Raw genomic sequence first — 17,463 nt, forward strand, 5'->3', positions numbered from 1 at the left:
TAATTCATGAGCACTAGTGCAGCAGTAGAAAGCGGTCGCAGCGCCGCCGACCTCGGCATCCTCGACCGCATCATTGCCGAGACCAAACTGACTCCGGACGACGAAGCCTATGACATCGCCAAGCGTGGCGTGTCGGCCTTTATCGAAGAGTTGCTGAAGCCGCAGAACGAAAATGAGCCGGTGAAAAAGGCCATGGTCGACCGCATGATCGCGGAGATCGACGCCAAGCTCAGCCGGCAGATGGACGAAATCCTCCACAACGCCGAGTTTCAGGCCCTGGAGTCCTCCTGGCGCGGTCTGAAGTTGTTGGTGGATCGCACCAATTTCCGCGAAAACATCAAGCTGGAGATCATCAACGCCTCCAAGCAAGATCTGCTCGATGACTTCGAAGACAGCCCGGAAATCATGCAGTCCGGCCTGTACAAGCACATCTACACCGCTGAGTACGGCCAGTTCGGTGGCCAGCCGGTCGCTGCTCTGATCGCCAACTACTTCTTCGACCCGAGCGCGCCGGACGTCAAGACCCTGCAATACGTTGCCAGTGTCGCCAGCATGTCCCACGCGCCGTTTATCGCCGCTGCCGGTCCGAAGTTCTTCGGCCTGGAAAGCTACACCGGCCTGCCGGACCTGAAAGACCTGAAGGATCACTTCGAAGGCCCGCAGTTCGCCAAATGGCAGAGCTTCCGCGAGCAAGAAGATGCCCGCTATGTTGGCCTGACCGTACCGCGCTTCCTGCTGCGCAACCCGTACGACCCGGAAGACAACCCGGTGAAGACCTTCGTCTACAAAGAGAACGTCGCCAACAGCCACGAGCATTACCTGTGGGGCAACACCGCCTACACCTTCGCCTCCAAACTGACCGACAGCTTCGCCAAGTTCCGCTGGTGCCCGAACATCATCGGCCCACAGAGCGGCGGCGCAGTAGAAGACCTGCCGCTGCACCACTTCGAAAGCATGGGCGAGATCGAAACCAAGATCCCGACCGAAGTACTGGTCTCCGACCGTCGTGAATACGAACTGGCCGAAGAAGGCTTTATCGCCCTGACCATGCGCAAAGGCAGCGACAACGCCGCGTTCTTCTCCGCCAACTCGACGCAGAAGCCGAAGTTCTTCGGCATCAGTGAAGAAGGCAAAACCGCTGAGCTGAACTACAAACTCGGCACCCAACTGCCGTACATGTTCATCATCAACCGCCTGGCCCACTACCTGAAAGTGCTGCAGCGCGAGCAGATCGGCGCGTGGAAAGAGCGCACTGACCTCGAACTGGAACTCAACAAGTGGATCCGTCAGTTTGTTGCTGACCAGGAAAACCCAAGCTCCGAAGTCCGTAGCCGTCGTCCGCTGCGCGCCGCGCAAGTGATCGTCAGTGATGTTGATGGTGAGCCAGGCTGGTACCGCGTCAGCCTCAACGTGCGTCCGCACTTCAAGTACATGGGTGCCGATTTCACCCTGTCCTTGGTTGGCAAGCTGGACAAGGAGTAACACCCAGTGAGCTACGGAAGCCTATTCGAGCGCCTCGGCGGTGAAGCCAGCCAGCGCGCTGGCTGGAGCCGCGAGGTCGCCGCAATGGCCTCCGTGGCGACTCATCTGGCGAAAATGCTCAGCACCCGAGCCGGTAGTGTGCAAACGCTGCCGGACTACGGGTTGCCCGATCTCAACGATATGCGCCTGTCGCTGCACGATTCGCTGCAGCAAGCGCGTATCGCTATCGAACGCTTTATCGAAGCGTACGAACCGCGTTTAAGCGAAGTGCGGGTTATTTCCCTGCCCCGCGACAACAACCCACTGAGCCTGGCGTTTGCCATCGAAGGCCAGCTGGAAGTAGACGGCTTTAAACGCCAAGTCAGTTTCTCCGCGCGCCTGGACGGCAGCGGACAGGTCAAGGTCAATTAAGGAGAGCCCATGTCCGGTAAACCCGCAGCCCGCGTCAGCGACCCCACTGCCTGCCCAATTCCCGGCCACGGCACCAATCCGATTGTCGCCGGCTCCCCCGACGTACTGTTCGATAGCCTGCCCGCTGCGCGCATGGGCGACCCCACCGGCTGCGGTAGCGCACTGGCCAGCGCGGTCATCCCCAATGTGTTGATCAACGGCAAGCCGGCCACCGTAGTCGGCACCGTGGGCAATCACGGTAATCCGGTTATTGCCGGTTCCGGCACCGTGCTGATTGGCGGTTGAACCCTTACAGCACAAGGACGAGTAGCTGAATGTCTTTTAACCACTACTACCAGAGCGAACTCACCGCCCTGCGCCAACTCGGTAAGCGCTTTGCCGAGCGCAGCCCTGCGTTGGCGCCGTTTCTTGGGCAGAGCGGGCGCGACCCGGATGTCGAGCGCTTGCTGGAAGGTTTTGCCTTTCTCACTGGGCGTTTGCGGCAGAAGCTCGATGACGAGCTACCGGAGCTGACCCACTCGCTGATGCACCTGCTGTGGCCCAACTATATGCGCCCGCTGCCGGCCTTCAGCATGTTGCAGTTCGACCCACTCAAACGCCCCGGCCCGGCCCTGTCAGTACCACGCAATACGCCGGTGGAGTCCAAGCCGATCCAGGGTGTGACCTGTCGCTTCAGCACCGCCTTCACCACCGAAGTGTTGCCACTGGCGCTCAATGGCCTGGACTACTCGGTAAAAGGTGATGGCGCACTGCTCAGCCTGCGCTTGGGCATGACCGCTGACGGCCATCTCGGCGAGCTCAACCTCAAGCAATTGCGCCTGCACTTGTCGGGCGAGCGCTATATCAGCCAGCTGCTGTACCTCAGCCTGTTGCGCCATTTGGGCGGCATACAGTTGGTGTTGCTCGATGCTGCAGGCAAGCCGCTGCAAGACAACCTCGGCCGCCCCTTGGATGGCCTGTACCTGCCCGCCAGCAATGTGCAGCCTGTCGGTTTTGCCGAAGATGAAGCGCTGATCCCTTACCCGCTCAACACCTTCCGCGGTTATCGCTACCTGCAGGAATATTTCGCCTTCCAGGAAAAATTCCTGTTCACCGACATCATCGGCCTAGATGCACTCAAGCGCCTGCCCGAAGACGTGCTCAAGCAGGCACGCGGCCTAGAGCTGCGTTTCGATATCCATAAAGCCGGCGTACAGCGCATTCGCCCAACGCTGGATAACGTGCGCCTGTACTGCACGCCAGTGGTCAACTTGTTCGCCCATGACGCCATTCCGATTCGCTTGGACGGCAAGCAGGATCAATACCTGCTCTTACCTTCCGAGCTCGACTCGCAGCACTGTGGCGTGTTCTCGGTGGACCGGGTAACCGGCTGGAAGCCCGGCGGCAAGGGTTACGAGGAGTACGTGCCGTTCGAATCCTTCGAACACGACGCCAGCTTTGATGTGCCCCTGGCGCGCCCGCATTACAGCGTGCGTCAGCAACCCTCGTTGCTCGGTGACGGCCTGGAAACCTACCTGAGCTTCGGTCTGCGTAACCTCGATCAGCATGAAACCTTGTCGATTGAGCTGACCTGCACCAATCAAAATCTGCCGCGTCAGCTGGGCCTCGGCGATATCTGCATGCCCAGCGAAGACACCCCGGAATTTCTAACCTTCCGCAATATCAGCGCGGTCACCCCGAGCTACGCACCGCCGCTGCACCGCGACTTTCTCTGGAAGCTGATCAGCAATATGTCGCTGAACTACCTGTCGCTGGCCAACGTCGAGGCGCTCAAGGTGATTCTCGAAACCTACGACCTGCCGCGCTATTACGACCAGCACGCGGAGAAGGTAAGCAAGCGCCTACTCGACGGGATGAAAAGCATCAGCCACCAGCACGTCGACCGCCTGCACCGTGGCCTGCCAGTACGTGGTGTACGCACACAACTGACGATCAACCCCGAGGGCTATGTCGGCGAAGGTGACCTGTTTCTCTTTGCCTCGGTGCTCAATGAGTTTTTCGCCCTGTATGCCAGCTTGAATTCGTACCACGAGCTACGCGTACAGAGCACAAAGGGAGAGGTGTACCAATGGACGCCGCGCATGGGGTTACAACCCCTGCTATGAAGCCTTGGACACAGACATGCCCGCTCGCACCAAGCAAAGCACTGCTGGGCTTCGAAGCCATTGGAGTCGCACCCGACTTTACGAGGTGTAAATGAGCATTCTGAGCCCCACTGTCACGCCGCCTGAGCGACGCACAGCCGACTTTGGACCGGTCATCACCCGGTTGAGCCGAGGCATCCGCGAGTACAGCCTGTTCCAGGGCGTGCAGCTGGTGCTGGAGCGCTTGCAAGCCGCCCATCCGGAGCTGGATGAAGAAGCGCTGTATCAGCGCCTGGAACTGCAAGCCAACCCAAGCATGGGCTTCCCCGGCAGTGATATCGACCGCGTGCAGTTTTTTGAAGAACACGGCGAACTGCGCGCACGCATGCGCATCAACTTGGTCAGCCTATTTGGTGCCGGCTCGCCCCTGCCAGCCTTCTACGGTGAACAAGCATTGGGCGACAGTGAAGACGGCAACCCCACGCGGGATTTCCTCGACCTGTTCAACAACCGCCTGCAACGCCTGCTGCTGCCCACCTGGCAGAAATACCGCTACCACACACGTTTTCAGAGTGGTGCAGCCGACCCCTTTTCGGCGCACCTGTTTGCTCTGATCGGCCTCGGCGGCGAAACCATTCGCAGCGCCTCCGAGCTGAACTGGAAACGCCTGCTGCCCTACCTCGGTCTGCTTAGCCTGCGCGCCCACTCGGCGGCATTGATCGAGTCGGTGCTGCGCTACTACTTCAAGCACGCCGACCTGCATATCGAGCAGTGCCTGGAGCGCCAGGTGGAGATTCTCGGCGAGCAACGTAATCGCCTCGGTTTGGCCAACAGCCAACTAGGCGAAAGCCTGGTGCTCGGCGAGTTTGTGCGCGACCGCGGCGGCAAGTTCCGCATCCATGTACGCCAGCTCAACTGGGACCGTTTCCACGAATTTCTGCCCATCGGCAGCGGCTACCAACCGCTCTGCGCACTGGTGCGTTTCACCCTGCGCGACCCGCTGGATTACGACATCCGCCTGGAACTGCGCCAGGACGAAGTACGCGAATTGCGCCTCGGCGCGGACAACCCCTGCCTGCTGGGCTGGACCACCTGGCTGGGGCGTGACAACGCCGACGGCGTGGTCACCCTCGGCAGTAAAGCTCACTAAGGACAGAGAGATAATGATTAACGTCGACTTGCAGCAACTGGTTCAGGCCCTCGACGCCGCCACTAAATATGACCTCGAATGCGCCGCCGAACGCTGTGTCGTCCGTGGCGGCAGCAAAATTCTGGTCGAAGACCTGCTGCTGGGCCTGCTGGAGCGCCCGGAAAGCCTGCTCAGCCGCGCCCTGCAGGATGCCGAAGTAGATGCCGGTGAATTGGCCCGCGCGCTGCAACCGCGCGGCGAACACAGCGAATCGCGCAACCCGGTATTCGCTACCGAACTGGTGCAATGGCTGCAGGATGCTCTGCTGGTGGCCAGCCTTGAGCTGGGTCAGAGCCAAGTCGATCAAGCCGCACTGATCCTCGCCCTGCTGCGCAACCCGATGCGCTACGCCGGCAGCCACTACCAACCGCTGTTAGCCAAGCTGAATGCCGAACGCCTGCGCGAATTCGCCATGGCCCAGCAGCCCGAGCAAACCGCAGGCAAAGCGCCCAACAGCGGGGAATCGAACCTCAAGCGCTTCACCCACAACTTCACCCAGCAAGCGCGCGACGGCAAGCTCGACCCAGTGCTGTGCCGCGATGCGGCGATTCGCCAGATGATCGACATCCTCGCCCGTCGGCGTAAAAGCAACCCGATCGTGGTCGGCGAGGCCGGTGTCGGTAAAACCGCCATCGTCGAAGGCCTGGCCTTGCGCATTGCTGCCGGCGAAGTGCCGGACGCACTCAAAGGTGTCGAGCTGCTGTGTCTAGACCTCGGCCTGCTGCAAGCCGGTGCTAGCGTCAAAGGCGAGTTCGAACGCCGTCTGCAAGGCGTGATCGATGAAGTCAAAGCCTCGCCTAAACCGATCATCCTGTTTATTGACGAAGCCCACACCCTGATCGGTGCCGGTGGCCAAGCCGGCAGCGGCGATGCGGCCAACCTGCTCAAGCCCGCCTTGGCCCGTGGCGAACTGCGCACCATCGCCGCCACCACCTGGAGCGAGTACAAAAAGTACTTCGAGAAAGATCCAGCCCTGGCCCGGCGCTTTCAGCCGGTGCAGTTGCACGAACCCACAGTCGAAGAAGCCGTGACCATCCTGCGTGGCCTGGCGCCGGTGTACGAGAAGAGCCACGGTATTTACCTGCGCGACGACGCAGTGGTCGCGGCGGCTGAGCTGTCCGCCCGCTACTTGGCAGGCCGTCAGCTGCCGGATAAAGCCGTGGATGTGCTCGACACCGCCTGTGCTCGCGTACGCATCAGCCTGGCCGCCGCACCAGAAGCGCTGGAGCGTTTGCGCGGTGAAATCGCCGAAGGCGAACGCCAAGGTGAAGCTATGGGCCGCGATATGGAAGTCGGTCTACAGATCGACAGCGAAGCCCTCGCCCAGCTGCAACAGCGCCTCAGTGAGGCCCGCGCCGAGCTGGAGCAAATCGAAACCCGCTGGTCGGTGCAGCGCGAACTGGCCGAACGTTTGCTGGAGTTACGCAAACAGTGCGCGATGGCACGTCAGGCCACCAGCGAAGAACAAGCCGACGCTGAACCAGAATACGACTTGGCTCAACTGGAAGCGGAGCTGCGCGAAATTCAAGCCGAACTGGCGACTGCCCAGGCCCAAGAGCGCCTGGTCAGCTTCGAAGTGTGCCCGCGCTTGGTCGCCGAAGTGATCAGCCACTGGACTGGCGTACCGCTGAGCCAACTGGCGCGCGAGCACAGCAGCAAGGTGCTGAGCTTTGCCAGCGACCTGCGCCAGCGCGTTCGTGGCCAGGAACAAGCCATCGTCGCGCTGGACCGCTCGATGCGCGCCACTGCGGCCGGCCTTAATCGCGCCGATGCGCCGGTGGGCGTATTTCTGCTAGTCGGTCCCAGCGGCGTCGGTAAAACCGAAACCGCACTGGCCCTGGCTGACCTGCTCTACGGCGGCGAGCGCTTCCTCACCACCATCAACATGTCCGAGTTCCAGGAGAAGCACACCGTCTCCCGGCTGATCGGCGCGCCACCCGGTTACGTCGGCTATGGCGAAGGCGGCATGCTCACCGAAGCGGTACGACAGAAGCCCTACTCCGTGGTGCTGCTCGACGAGGTGGAAAAAGCCGATCCGGATGTGATGAACGTGTTCTATCAGATCTTCGACAAGGGCGTGGCGAACGACGGTGAAGGGCGCGAGATCAACTTCCGCAACACGCTGATTCTGATGACCAGCAACCTCGCCAGCGAGCGCATCGCCAGCCTCTGTCAGGACGGCCAGCGGCCCGCTGCTGAAGATTTGGAAAACGCGATCCGCCCGACCCTGAGTCAGCACTTCAAGCCGGCGCTGCTCGGCCGTATGCGCGTGGTGCCGTACTACCCGATTAATGGCGAAGTGCTCAACGAACTGGTCGGCCTCAAGCTGGTGCGCTTCGGTGAGCGCCTGCAACGTCGCCAATTGCAGTTCAGCTACGCCCCTGCCCTGCTGGAGAATCTGGCCGAGCGCTGCAGCCACAGCGACAGCGGCGCACGCCTGATCGACCACCTGATCGACCAACACCTGCAACCGCTGGTGGTCGATCGTTTGCTGGATGCCATGGCCAACGGTGAAAAGCTGCAACGTGTGCACGCCACCCTGGACGGTGAAGGATCGGTGGTCTGTGAGTTCGCTTAACGTGCCGCTGATGTTCAGCCAAGTGCCGCAGCCGCTGCATTACGCCGAAACGCTGCTGCAGCATTTCGCCCTGCTGGCCCGTGCGGCCACGGGCGATGCATTGCTCGGCGGCCTGGTAGAAAGCGCCGCGCAGTTGTCGGGTTGCGAACTGAGCCAGCTGTACCTGCTCGACGCCACCCACACCCGCCTGACCCTGTCCGCCGAATGGCAGGACGGCGTGCTGCAACCGCGCGCCGAGTCCAGCCTGCCCAGCGACTATGACGGCGAGCAGCTGCTGCAATACTGCCTGTGCCAGAACCAGACGCTCAGCCTTAATGAGCTGGACAGCAGCCTGCACCAGACCGGCTTCCTGCCCGAGGCCCCACACGCGTGGCGCAGCTTGCTGTGCCAGCCGTTGCTCGACGAACAGAAACAGGTCAACGGCCTGCTGCTGATCGCCAGCCAACGTGTCCGTGAGCTGCAAGGCTTCGCCGGCTCGCTGGGGCATCTGGGCAGCTTTGCCATTGCCCAATTGCACCTGCTACAACGCCTGCACACAGCGGATGCGCCGTACATCCCAACACCGGTCAGCACGCCTTGCGCCAGCGGTTACGGGTTGATCGGCGACAGCCCGGCGATGCGCAGCGTCTACCAACTGATCAGCAAAGTACTGCACAACCCGGTCAGCGTATTGCTGGCGGGCGAAACCGGCACCGGCAAAGAATTGGTCGCCCGCGCCATTCACGATTGTGGCTTTCGCCGCAGCCAACCGTTCGTGGTGCAGAACTGCGCCTCACTGCCGGAAAACCTGCTGGAAAGTGAACTGTTCGGCTACCGCAAAGGCGCCTTCAGCGGCGCCGATCGCGACCATCAGGGTCTGTTTGATGCAGCCGATGGCGGCACGTTGTTCCTCGATGAAATCGGCGACATGCCGCTCAGCTTGCAAGCCAAACTGCTGCGCGTATTGCAGGAAGGCGAAGTGCGCCCGCTGGGCTCGACCAGCATGCACAAGGTTGATGTGCGCATCGTCTCGGCCACTCACCACAACCTGCGCAGCCTGGTCGAAGAAGGTCGCTTTCGCGAAGACCTGTTCTACCGCTTAGCGCAGTTCCCTATCGAACTGCCGGCCTTGCGCGAACGCGAGCAGGACATCCTAACCCTCGCCCGGCACTTTGCCGACAAGGCCAGCGCCTTTCTGCAACGCAACCCGTGCCGCTGGGCTGACCGCACGCTGGACCAACTGGCCAGCTACGCCTTCCCCGGCAACGTGCGTGAGCTCAAAGGCATGGTCGAACGTGCAGTGCTGCTCTGCGAAGGCGGCGAATTACTGCCCGAGTACTTCAACCTGCGTCAGGACAGCAGCCCGGACGACAGTGGCATGAACCTGCGCGAACGCATGGAGCGCGTCGAACGCAGCCTGCTGCTCGACTGCCTGCGCAAAAACCGTGGCAACCAAACCAGCGCCGCCTGCGAACTGGGCCTGCCACGCCGCACCCTGCTGTACCGCATGCAGCGGCTGAGTATCAGCCCAGCTGATGTGTAAGGCTTAAGGAGAAGAGCATGTTCAACGCCGCCAACCAGACCCATTTCAGCCTGAGCATCGAGGGCCTCGCGCACGATCTGCAGGTGCTTGAATTCAAGGGCCGCGAGGCCATCAGCCAGCCGTTTGTATTCGAGCTAGAGCTGATCAGCGAACGCCCCGACCTCGACCTGGAAAGCCTGCTGCACCAGCCTGCGTTTCTCGCCTTTGCCCCTGGCGGCAGCGGTATCCATGGCCTGATCTACCGTGTGGCGCAAGGCGACTCTGGGCAGCGCCTGACCCGCTATCACGTCACCCTGCGCCCGCAACTGGCGTACTTGGCGCATCGCACCAACCAACGCATCTTTCAGCACCTTACGGTCGAAAAAATCATCAGTCAGGTGCTCGACGAGCACGGCATCCAGAGCAACGCCTATCAGTTCGAATTCGGCCAAACCGTCTACCCCGAGCGTGAATACTGCGTGCAGTACGACGAATCCGACCTGCACTTTATCCAGCGACTGTGCGAGGAAGAAGGCATTCACTACCACTTTCAGCACAGCGAGCATGGCCATGTGCTGGTCTTCGGTGACGACCAAACCGTGTTCCCCAAACTGCCTACCACTGCTTATCAGCAGGACAGTGGCCTAGTCGCCGATGAGCCGGTGGTCAAACGCTTCGCCTTACGCCTGGAAACCCGCACCAGCCGGGTAACCCGTCGCGACTACGATTTCGAAAAACCCAAGCTGTTGATGGAAGCCGCCTTCACCAGCGAATTCAGCCCCGACCTGGAAGACTACGATTACCCCGGCCGTTTTGTTAAGCGTGAGCGCGGCAAGCACCTGGCCAAACGCAACCTCGAACGTCATCGCAGCGATTACGAACTGGCCCAGGGTGAAAGCGACCAACCGCTGCTGCTCAGCGGCCACTTCCTCAACCTCAGCGAGCACCCGCGTAGCGACTGGAACCAGCTGTGGCTGCTGACGGAAATCAGCCATGAAGGCAAACAGCCGCAGGTGCTGGAAGAGTCCGTTACCAGCGATACCCACAACAAAGACGGCTTCCAGCAGGGTTACCGCAACCACTTCAGCGCCACACCCTGGGACGTGCTGCATCGTCCTGCATTGGAGCATCCGAAGCCCAAAGTGCTGGGCAGCCAAACCGCCGTGGTTACCGGTCCGCAAGGTGAAGAGATTCACTGCGATCAGTACGGCCGCGTCAAAGTGCAATTCCACTGGGACCGCGAAGGCCAAGCCAACGACACCACCAGTTGCTGGCTGCGCGTCAGCTCCAGCTGGGCCGGCGACCGCTATGGCGCGATCGCCATTCCGCGCATTGGTATGGAAGTACTGGTGACCTTCCTCGAAGGCGACCCCGACCAGCCGCTGGTCACCGGCTGCCTGTACCACGCCGAACACGTGGTGCCCTACGACCTGCCCGCGAACAAAACCCGCAGCCTGTTCAAAACTCTGAGCAGCCCCGGCGGTGGCGGTTATAACGAGCTGCGCATCGAAGACAAAAAAGGGGCCGAGCAGATCTATCTCCACGCTCAGCGCGACTGGGATGAGAACATCGAGCACGACCAGAAAATCCGCATCGGCAACCAACGCCACGATACGGTCGAAGCCAACAGCTACAGCGAATTCCAGGCCGAAGAACACCGCACCACCCACGCCGACCGCAAAGTGGAAACCCGCAGTAACGACCATCTAACCGTCGGGCAAAAACAGCATGTAAAAGTCGGCACCGGCCAGTTCGTCGAAGCCGGCAACGAAATCCACTACTACGCCGGCAGCAAAGTGGTGATCGACGCTGGCATGGAACTCACCGCCAGCGGCGGCGGCAGCTTCCTCAAACTCGACCCCAGCGGCGTCATCCTCAGCGGCGCAACCATCAAGCTGAACTCCGGCGGCGCGCCGGGCAAGGGAACGGGCATCAAGATCAAGCCGCCGGTTATCCCCAATGCGGCGGATCAAGACAAAGCTGGCGAGCTGACCCAGCAAGCCTTGCTCAACAGCATTCCGCCCGCGCCGAAGCTCAGCAGCCTGACGCCGTTGCGCCTGATCACCGCCGCAGAGCAGGCCGTGCCCTTCTGCAAGGAATGTGCGGAAAAACGCGCCCAGACCATGGCAGGTAGTGCGCCATGAAGCTGTTTCAGGACTGGCTGAACGACTGGCAGCAACGCGCGGCGGACCAACAGCAGGCGGTCTACGCCCTGCTCGACGGCGCCCAGAATGCCAAGCTGCTGCAACATATCTGGACCGCGCACCCCGACCCCAAAGCGGAGAGCCTGTTCCTGCACACCCCACGCGCCGAGCTCCGCGAACAAGGCCCCTGGTTGCTGCAACTGGATGATGAGCCGCGGCTATGGCACGAGTTACTGGCCCAGCTGGAGCAGCGCCCGCTGGGTATCCTGATCGCCAGCCCGGCGCCTTTGGCAGAACTTGCCCAGCACTTGCGCCACCTGCTCGACGCGCGCCTGGCCGATGGCGAGCTGGCGCTGATGCGCTACTACGACCCCCAGGTGTTAAGCGGCCTGCAAGACCCGGCCTGCGCCTACTGGCGCGCCCAGGCCATCCGCGCCGGCGAAGCCTGGGCCGCCTGGCTGCCGCTGGAGGCGCGCGACTGCCACCTGCAAGGCCCCGCCCGCGACGCCGCGACGCTGCCCTTGGCGCCCGCCGAAATCGCCATAGACGCCGACATGCAACAGGCACTGGCCCGCGCCAGCGCCATCCCTCGCCTACTCGGTCAGCTGCATAAGCACTACCCCGAGCCCTTGGCGCAGTGCACAGCGCAGGACCAATACCAGTGGGCAAAGCAACTGAATCAGCGCCTGCAGCAACACGGCATCAGCGACCGCCAGGACCGATTGTTTTTGGCGGTGCTGGCGCTTGAGCAGGGTGAGCAATTTTGGCAGGACCCACTGGTACAAACGTCATTAGAGCGTAAGCAATCAAATCCAGATATCGCGTTAAGCGAACTGCTGACAACCGAAGGATAGAAAGTATGCATTTAATTAGAATATTGGCCGCACTATTTTTAATATCTTCAATTACTAGTTGCGCCGGTAATTCGCCCAGCAACAACCAAAAAATGGCCGAGTACAATTTAGTTTTTGGGTCAAGCGCATATGTGGACGTTGAGGAAGTAATACTAACTAGCGGCGATCGCCAACTACATAGCTCAGGCGGAGGAGTACTGGGCGGGGGCTGGAAAAATCCGAACGACCCCAACAGCCTACCATCAGGTGGGAAAATTCATGTCTTAACAGGAAAGCAAATAGTTCCACGGAATGCTTATGCTCGCTGGTTTTCATATAAAGAGCAGAAGTTTTATCAAGCCACCATTGAGTTTCCGCACAACCTGCACAAGGTGATTTCTGAATTCGCAACCGCTTTTGGCGAAAACACCTCTGAGCCGGCAATAATATTTGGCTTCACTCCAGATGGAAAAATAAAAGTATCGATAGACAGCTCTTGCACCTACACATACGAGTGCGGAAACAACACCAAAATAATGCAAATCGCTTCCGGGCATGGGGTCAAAACTGACGGCAACCCTAGTATTTACCTACCAATCACGAAACAGCTAATACGAGAAGGAGACATTGAACCTATTGAAGGAATCAATCCATGATCTCAATCTCATTAAACAGTGCCCTAGAAAAAAGCAAGAAAGTAAATGCAGGCCAAGATGATGGAACACTTTGCTGCGAAGTGCCCCAGATAGTGATTGGTGTTTTCTTCGACGGGACCGGCAACAACAAAGAGAACGACAAAAAAAGCTCGACCCGAACACCAACTAACATTGCAAAACTGTCTGAGCGATATAGGCAGAATAACGAAACCAAATTCATGATTTACGTTCAAGGAATTGGAACCTCCGAGCAGGACAGCGACAGTTTGCTAGGGCTAGGCTTTGGGATAGGTGCAACGGGTGGTGAGGCACGCCTGCATGAAGCTCGTGCGGAGCTGAACAACCGAATACTAAAAAAACTTCCTTCAAACGTTGGTGAGATCGTATTTGATGTTTTCGGCTTTAGTCGAGGCGCCGCTCTGGCTCGGCATTTCGTCAATATGATCAGTCATGGCCTGCCTGATTTTAACGGCAAGAAAGAAACCGTTTCGCTATGGGACGTCAAGCTCAACCCAAATCTATTGATGGCCCGCAAGCCATATAGCCAACACCAAGGTAGCGGCAAAGGACCGACGCGGCGCATGGTGGATATATACCCATCCAGCAGGGTAAAAACCCGGGTGCGCTTTGTCGGCCTGTACGACAGCGTTGGGTCTTTCTACTGGCCGGGCAACGACGATGAGGGCAACTTCAATCTCAACCTGAAGGCCGGGTCTGCCCAGTACGTCTACCACCTGGTCGCCGGTCAGGAGGTACGCGAGAAATTCCCGCTGACCTCGGTGAAGAATGGCCCTTCGGCACCCGCGCATTTCGTCGAGCTAACGGGCGTGGGCGTGCATTCGGATATCGGCGGCGGCTATGCTGACCCCGCCCGGGATCCAGCGAATATCGAGCGCGTGGTTCGCGAGCGCTACAGCCTCAGGGGCTTCGAGTCCAAGGAGCGGGCGCAAAAGCATGCGGCCATCGCCCACGCCCGCGCCAAGGCTAACGCCAATGGCTGGACGTGCGAGGTGCGCGGCAACACCGTCTACCTGGTAGAAGAGCGCCATACACGCCCGCAGCTGGCGCACCTGGGCCTGCACCGCATGCACCGGGAGGCGCTGTCGCGTCAAGTTCCGTTCCTCGAACTGCCGGACGACGAACTGCACCGCATCCCCGACGACCTCAAGCCCTATGCCGAGCAGTCCTTCGACCCGACGGGGCATGCCCGTGCCTTGGCGGCGATCGAGGCGCTCGATCCCCCCTATATCCACACCTCGGCCTTCCGCTACCCGCTGGGTGTCGAGCAGCTGCCGCACACCCCGGAAAAGTCCGGCATGCGGCGCATCTTCCCCAACCCGCCGGAGAGGGCCAGCTGATGCTGCGCCTACCATCCGACCAGCTCATCTTCGAACCGCAAGGAGCCTCTTTAATGTTTCAGCATTACCTCCCCACAGCCCTGCTCGCCCTGGCCCTATGCCTCTCCGCCTGCACCGGCAATTACAAATTCAGCGACGACGAATACCGCCCCCTGGGCGACCCGCAAGCTCAAACCCGCGGCAACTGACCGCAAGGAGTAAAACACCATGGAACTGGTCTTCGATGTGGTCAGTGCACAGCAGTTCGTGCCAGGTCTATTGACCACCAAAACCTTCAAACAGGCCGGCGGCATTATTGGTCGGGCGGAGGAATGCGACTGGGTGATTCCGGATCGCAAGCGTGTCTTGTCCAGCCGGCATGCCGAGGTGAGCTATCGCAATGGCTCCTTCTTCCTGACCGATACCAGCAGCAACGGTATTCAGCTGAAAGACAGCGGCGCCAGCCTGCGCAAGGGCGAGGCCCAGCGTATCGAGCACGGCAGCGTGTATTGCTTCGGTGACTTTGAGCTGCGCGCGCGGCTGATTCAGGACCCCGCGCTGTTCGCCGGCGATATCGGCCGCTCGCAGCCTGCTGGCAGCATCATCCCGGATGACGCCTTTCTTGATCTTGACCCGATGACCGCGCTCGATCAGCAGGAGCGTGTGTACGCTCAGGTCGATGACCTGACGGCCGTGTTGCAGCCGCACAACGTGCATGCCCAGCAACGCGACTACGCGCAGATCGATGAAGAGAACTTGCTGGTACCGGAGCTGATTGCACCGCCGGTAATCACCCAACCCAAGCCCGCGCCAGCACCGGTGCGCCTGCCGCCTACCTTCTGGGAGAAATTCAGCGAAGCGCTCGGCGTGAAGCTGGACGACCTCGACGATGACGCCCGCGAAGCGCTGGCCCTGAATGCCGCCAAGCTGCTCAAGCAGAGCGTCGGCAGCCTGCAGCAGAGTCTGCGCACCCGCAGCGAGCTGAAAAACGAACTGCGCCTGGCCCTGACCACGGTGCAAAGCGCCGGCAATAACCCACTGAAACACAGCACCGACAGCAGCGAGGCATTAACCACCTTGTTGCGCGGCGGCAAGGCTGGGCAACTCAGTGCCGAGCAGACCATCAGTCGCAGTTTCCGTGATTTGCAGGCGCATCAAGTGGCACTGCTGGCCGCTAGCCGCGCGGCGGTCAAGGGCATGTTTGAGCAACTGTCGCCGGAGCAGCTGAGCCTGCGCTTCGAGCGCGAAGGCCGTAAGCCGCTGATCGCCACCGCTGGCAGTCGCTGGCGCGCCTACCGTCGCCTGCACAGTGCGCTGGAACAGAACGACGATTGGAGTGACCGCCTGTTCGCCCGTGACTTCGCCCACACCTATGAAGAACAGGTCCGCCTGATCGCCACCCTCAACACCGATGTTCAAGGATGATCACCATGCACCGCTTGCTTCCCCTGGCCCTGTTGGCCGCCCTACTCAGCCTGACCGGTTGTGCGGCACTGTCGCCCTATTCGGACATGACCAAGCTCGACCTGACCCTCAACGGCAGCGATGAGCTGAACCCCGACCTCAATGGTCGCCCTTCGCCGATCGTGCTGCGCCTGGTCGAACTGAAGCACCCGGTATCCTTTGAAACCGCGGATTTCTTTTCACTGTATCAACGCCCAAAAGAGGCCCTGTCCCCGGACATGGTGGTGCTCGAAGAGTTGGAGCTGCGCCCTGGCGAGCAGCGCAAGCTGAAGCTCTCGGTACAGCCGGGCAGCCGCTATGTCGGTGTATTGGCCGCCTACCGCGACCTGCCGGAAAGCAACTGGCGCACAGTGATTTCGCTCAACGAGCAGGAGCACAACTACAGCGTCATCACCTTGGATGCCAAAGGTATTCAAGCCCCGGATAAAGCCGACAAGGACGAGGACTAAGCCATGGCCATGCATAAAGTGGTCTGGCAGGAAGGCATGCTGCTGCGCCCGCAGCACTTCCAGCAGAATGACCGTTACTACGATTACCAACTGAAAACCCGCACGCAGAAGCTCGACAGCTACGCCTGGGGCTTTTTCGAGCTGGAGATCGACCGCCAGTTCCTCAACATGGGCAAACTGGTGGTGAGCAAGGCCAGCGGCATCCTGCCCGACGGCACCCTGTTCGATATCGGTGCCGAGCGCGAGCCGCTGGCCCTCGACGTGCCGCCGAATACCGGCAACACCCCGGTGTACCTGGCCCTGCCATTGGTCACCGGCAACCATATCGAAAGCCGTCGCCCGGAACAGCAGGACGTACTGGCACGCTTTACCGCATTCGATGAAGAAGTGGCCGATTCCAACGCCGGCGACAGCGCATCGAGCCAGGTCAGCTGCGGCCGCCCGGACTTCCGCCTGCTGCTGGGTGAACACCAGAGCGACCAGGCCTACGTCAAACTGCAACTGTGCGACGTGCTCGACACCACCCCGGACGGGGTGATCAGCATTGACCCAGAGTTCATTCCCACCTACGTCAACTTCCAGGCTTCCGGCTACCTGCTCAGCTGCCTGAAAGAAGTGATCAGCATGCTGGCGCACCGGGGCGACATCCTCGCCGAGCGGATTCGCGCCACCGGCAAGGTCGGCGGTGCCGAAGTCGGCGACTTTATGATGCTGCAGCTGATCAACCGCTTCGAGCCGGTGCTGCGTCATTACCTGGGCATCGAACAGGTACACCCGGAGCAGATCTACCGCGAACTGCTCGGCCTGCTCGGTGAGCTGGCGACCTTCTCCAGCGAGATCAAGCGCCCGCGCTTGGAAGGCCGTTACCTGCACAGCGACCAAGGCACCAGCTTCCGTAAGCTGATGGACGCGATTCGCCAGGTGCTGTCGATGGTGCTGGAGCAGCACGCCATCGAAATGCTCCTGCAACAGCGTCAGTACGGCATTCAGGTGTCGCCGTTGCACGACCACAAGTTGCTCGCCACCTCCACCTTCGTCCTCGCGGCCAGTGCCCAGTGCGATTCGGAAGAGCTGCGCAACCGCCTGCCGGCGCACCTCAAGGTCGGTCCAGTGGAGCAGATTCGCCAGCTGGTCAACCTGCACCTGCCGGGGATCAAGGTCAAACCGATGCCCGTGGCGCCACGGCAGATCCCGTTCCATTCGGGCAAAACCTATTTCGCCCTGGAACTGGGCTCCGAAGACCTGGCGCAGTTGGAACGCTCCGGCGGCTTCGCTTTCCACGTGTCCGGCGAATTTTCCGGGCTTGAGATGAAATTCTGGGCGATCAGGAACTGA

At 60.6% G+C, this 17,463-nt stretch carries 15 protein-coding genes; all 15 read left to right on the forward strand.

All coding sequences use genetic code 11. The features are described from left to right. Positions 1–6 precede the first annotated feature (6 nt). Positions 7–1,482, forward strand: a complete 1,476-nt coding sequence (gene tssC, locus BMZ32_RS06945; protein ID WP_090240793.1) for a type VI secretion system contractile sheath large subunit — start codon at positions 7–9, stop codon at positions 1,480–1,482. Between the two features lie 6 nt (positions 1,483–1,488). After that, positions 1,489–1,893, forward strand: a complete 405-nt coding sequence (tssE, locus tag BMZ32_RS06950) for a type VI secretion system baseplate subunit TssE (RefSeq protein ID WP_090240795.1) — start codon at positions 1,489–1,491, stop codon at positions 1,891–1,893. Positions 1,894–1,902: 9 nt separating this feature from the next. Next, the gene (locus BMZ32_RS06955; RefSeq protein ID WP_090240797.1) at positions 1,903–2,178 is read left to right on the forward strand and encodes a PAAR domain-containing protein; all 276 of its coding nucleotides are present in this window, start codon (positions 1,903–1,905) and stop codon (positions 2,176–2,178) included. A 29-nt stretch (positions 2,179–2,207) separates the two neighbouring features. After that, the gene (gene tssF, locus BMZ32_RS06960; protein WP_090240799.1) at positions 2,208–3,998 is read left to right on the forward strand and encodes a type VI secretion system baseplate subunit TssF; all 1,791 of its coding nucleotides are present in this window, start codon (positions 2,208–2,210) and stop codon (positions 3,996–3,998) included. A 91-nt stretch (positions 3,999–4,089) separates the two neighbouring features. Beyond that, the gene (tssG, locus tag BMZ32_RS06965; RefSeq protein WP_090240801.1) at positions 4,090–5,127 is read left to right on the forward strand and encodes a type VI secretion system baseplate subunit TssG; all 1,038 of its coding nucleotides are present in this window, start codon (positions 4,090–4,092) and stop codon (positions 5,125–5,127) included. Between the two features lie 13 nt (positions 5,128–5,140). Further along, complete coding sequence (gene tssH / locus BMZ32_RS06970; RefSeq protein ID WP_090240803.1) at positions 5,141–7,744, forward strand: type VI secretion system ATPase TssH; 2,604 nt, start codon at positions 5,141–5,143, stop codon at positions 7,742–7,744. Positions 7,745–7,754: 10 nt separating this feature from the next. Beyond that, positions 7,755–9,266 carry a sigma-54 interaction domain-containing protein gene (locus BMZ32_RS06975; RefSeq protein WP_090241583.1) on the forward strand — a complete coding sequence of 504 codons (1,512 nt, stop codon included), beginning with the start codon at positions 7,755–7,757 and terminating at the stop codon, positions 9,264–9,266. A 17-nt stretch (positions 9,267–9,283) separates the two neighbouring features. Further along, on the forward strand, positions 9,284–11,389 hold the full coding sequence (locus BMZ32_RS06980; RefSeq protein ID WP_090240805.1) for a type VI secretion system Vgr family protein: 2,106 nt from the start codon (positions 9,284–9,286) through the stop codon (positions 11,387–11,389). Next, positions 11,386–12,243 carry a DUF4123 domain-containing protein gene (locus BMZ32_RS06985; RefSeq protein ID WP_090240807.1) on the forward strand — a complete coding sequence of 286 codons (858 nt, stop codon included), beginning with the start codon at positions 11,386–11,388 and terminating at the stop codon, positions 12,241–12,243. The genes BMZ32_RS06980 and BMZ32_RS06985 overlap by 4 nt, the downstream gene beginning before the upstream one ends. A 5-nt stretch (positions 12,244–12,248) precedes the next feature. Next, positions 12,249–12,878 (forward strand): DUF2931 family protein, encoded by a 630-nt coding sequence (locus BMZ32_RS06990; protein WP_090240809.1) that lies wholly within the window; start codon positions 12,249–12,251, stop codon positions 12,876–12,878. Beyond that, positions 12,875–14,236, forward strand: a complete 1,362-nt coding sequence (locus tag BMZ32_RS06995) for a T6SS phospholipase effector Tle1-like catalytic domain-containing protein (RefSeq protein WP_090240811.1) — start codon at positions 12,875–12,877, stop codon at positions 14,234–14,236. The genes BMZ32_RS06990 and BMZ32_RS06995 overlap by 4 nt, the downstream gene beginning before the upstream one ends. A gap of 53 nt (positions 14,237–14,289) precedes the next feature. Further along, a complete protein-coding gene (locus BMZ32_RS07000) occupies positions 14,290–14,424 on the forward strand; it encodes a type VI secretion protein (RefSeq protein WP_090241585.1) in 135 nt (44 codons plus the stop codon). Between the two features lie 19 nt (positions 14,425–14,443). Next, on the forward strand, positions 14,444–15,640 hold the full coding sequence (gene tagH, locus BMZ32_RS07005; RefSeq protein ID WP_090240813.1) for a type VI secretion system-associated FHA domain protein TagH: 1,197 nt from the start codon (positions 14,444–14,446) through the stop codon (positions 15,638–15,640). Between the two features lie 5 nt (positions 15,641–15,645). Further along, entirely contained in the window at positions 15,646–16,128 is a 483-nt protein-coding gene (gene tssJ, locus BMZ32_RS07010) for a type VI secretion system lipoprotein TssJ (protein ID WP_090240815.1), read from the forward strand. 3 nt (positions 16,129–16,131) lie between these two features. Continuing rightward, the gene (tssK, locus tag BMZ32_RS07015) at positions 16,132–17,463 is read left to right on the forward strand and encodes a type VI secretion system baseplate subunit TssK (protein ID WP_090240817.1); all 1,332 of its coding nucleotides are present in this window, start codon (positions 16,132–16,134) and stop codon (positions 17,461–17,463) included.

This window comes from Pseudomonas guineae (assembly GCF_900113745.1).
Classification (GTDB): Bacteria; Pseudomonadota; Gammaproteobacteria; order Pseudomonadales; family Pseudomonadaceae; genus Aquipseudomonas; species Aquipseudomonas guineae.

Coding starts and splice junctions, on each gene's coding strand:
- tssC (WP_090240793.1), top strand. CDS start 7: ATGAGCACTAGTGCAGCAGTAGAAAGCGGTCGCAGCGCCGCCGACCTC.
- BMZ32_RS06955 (WP_090240797.1), top strand. CDS start 1,903: ATGTCCGGTAAACCCGCAGCCCGCGTCAGCGACCCCACTGCCTGCCCA.
- tssF (WP_090240799.1), top strand. CDS start 2,208: ATGTCTTTTAACCACTACTACCAGAGCGAACTCACCGCCCTGCGCCAA.
- tssG (WP_090240801.1), top strand. CDS start 4,090: ATGAGCATTCTGAGCCCCACTGTCACGCCGCCTGAGCGACGCACAGCC.
- tssH (WP_090240803.1), top strand. CDS start 5,141: ATGATTAACGTCGACTTGCAGCAACTGGTTCAGGCCCTCGACGCCGCC.
- BMZ32_RS06975 (WP_090241583.1), top strand. CDS start 7,755: ATGTTCAGCCAAGTGCCGCAGCCGCTGCATTACGCCGAAACGCTGCTG.
- BMZ32_RS06980 (WP_090240805.1), top strand. CDS start 9,284: ATGTTCAACGCCGCCAACCAGACCCATTTCAGCCTGAGCATCGAGGGC.
- BMZ32_RS06985 (WP_090240807.1), top strand. CDS start 11,386: ATGAAGCTGTTTCAGGACTGGCTGAACGACTGGCAGCAACGCGCGGCG.
- BMZ32_RS06990 (WP_090240809.1), top strand. CDS start 12,249: ATGCATTTAATTAGAATATTGGCCGCACTATTTTTAATATCTTCAATT.
- BMZ32_RS06995 (WP_090240811.1), top strand. CDS start 12,875: ATGATCTCAATCTCATTAAACAGTGCCCTAGAAAAAAGCAAGAAAGTA.
- BMZ32_RS07000 (WP_090241585.1), top strand. CDS start 14,290: ATGTTTCAGCATTACCTCCCCACAGCCCTGCTCGCCCTGGCCCTATGC.
- tagH (WP_090240813.1), top strand. CDS start 14,444: ATGGAACTGGTCTTCGATGTGGTCAGTGCACAGCAGTTCGTGCCAGGT.
- tssJ (WP_090240815.1), top strand. CDS start 15,646: ATGCACCGCTTGCTTCCCCTGGCCCTGTTGGCCGCCCTACTCAGCCTG.
- tssK (WP_090240817.1), top strand. CDS start 16,132: ATGGCCATGCATAAAGTGGTCTGGCAGGAAGGCATGCTGCTGCGCCCG.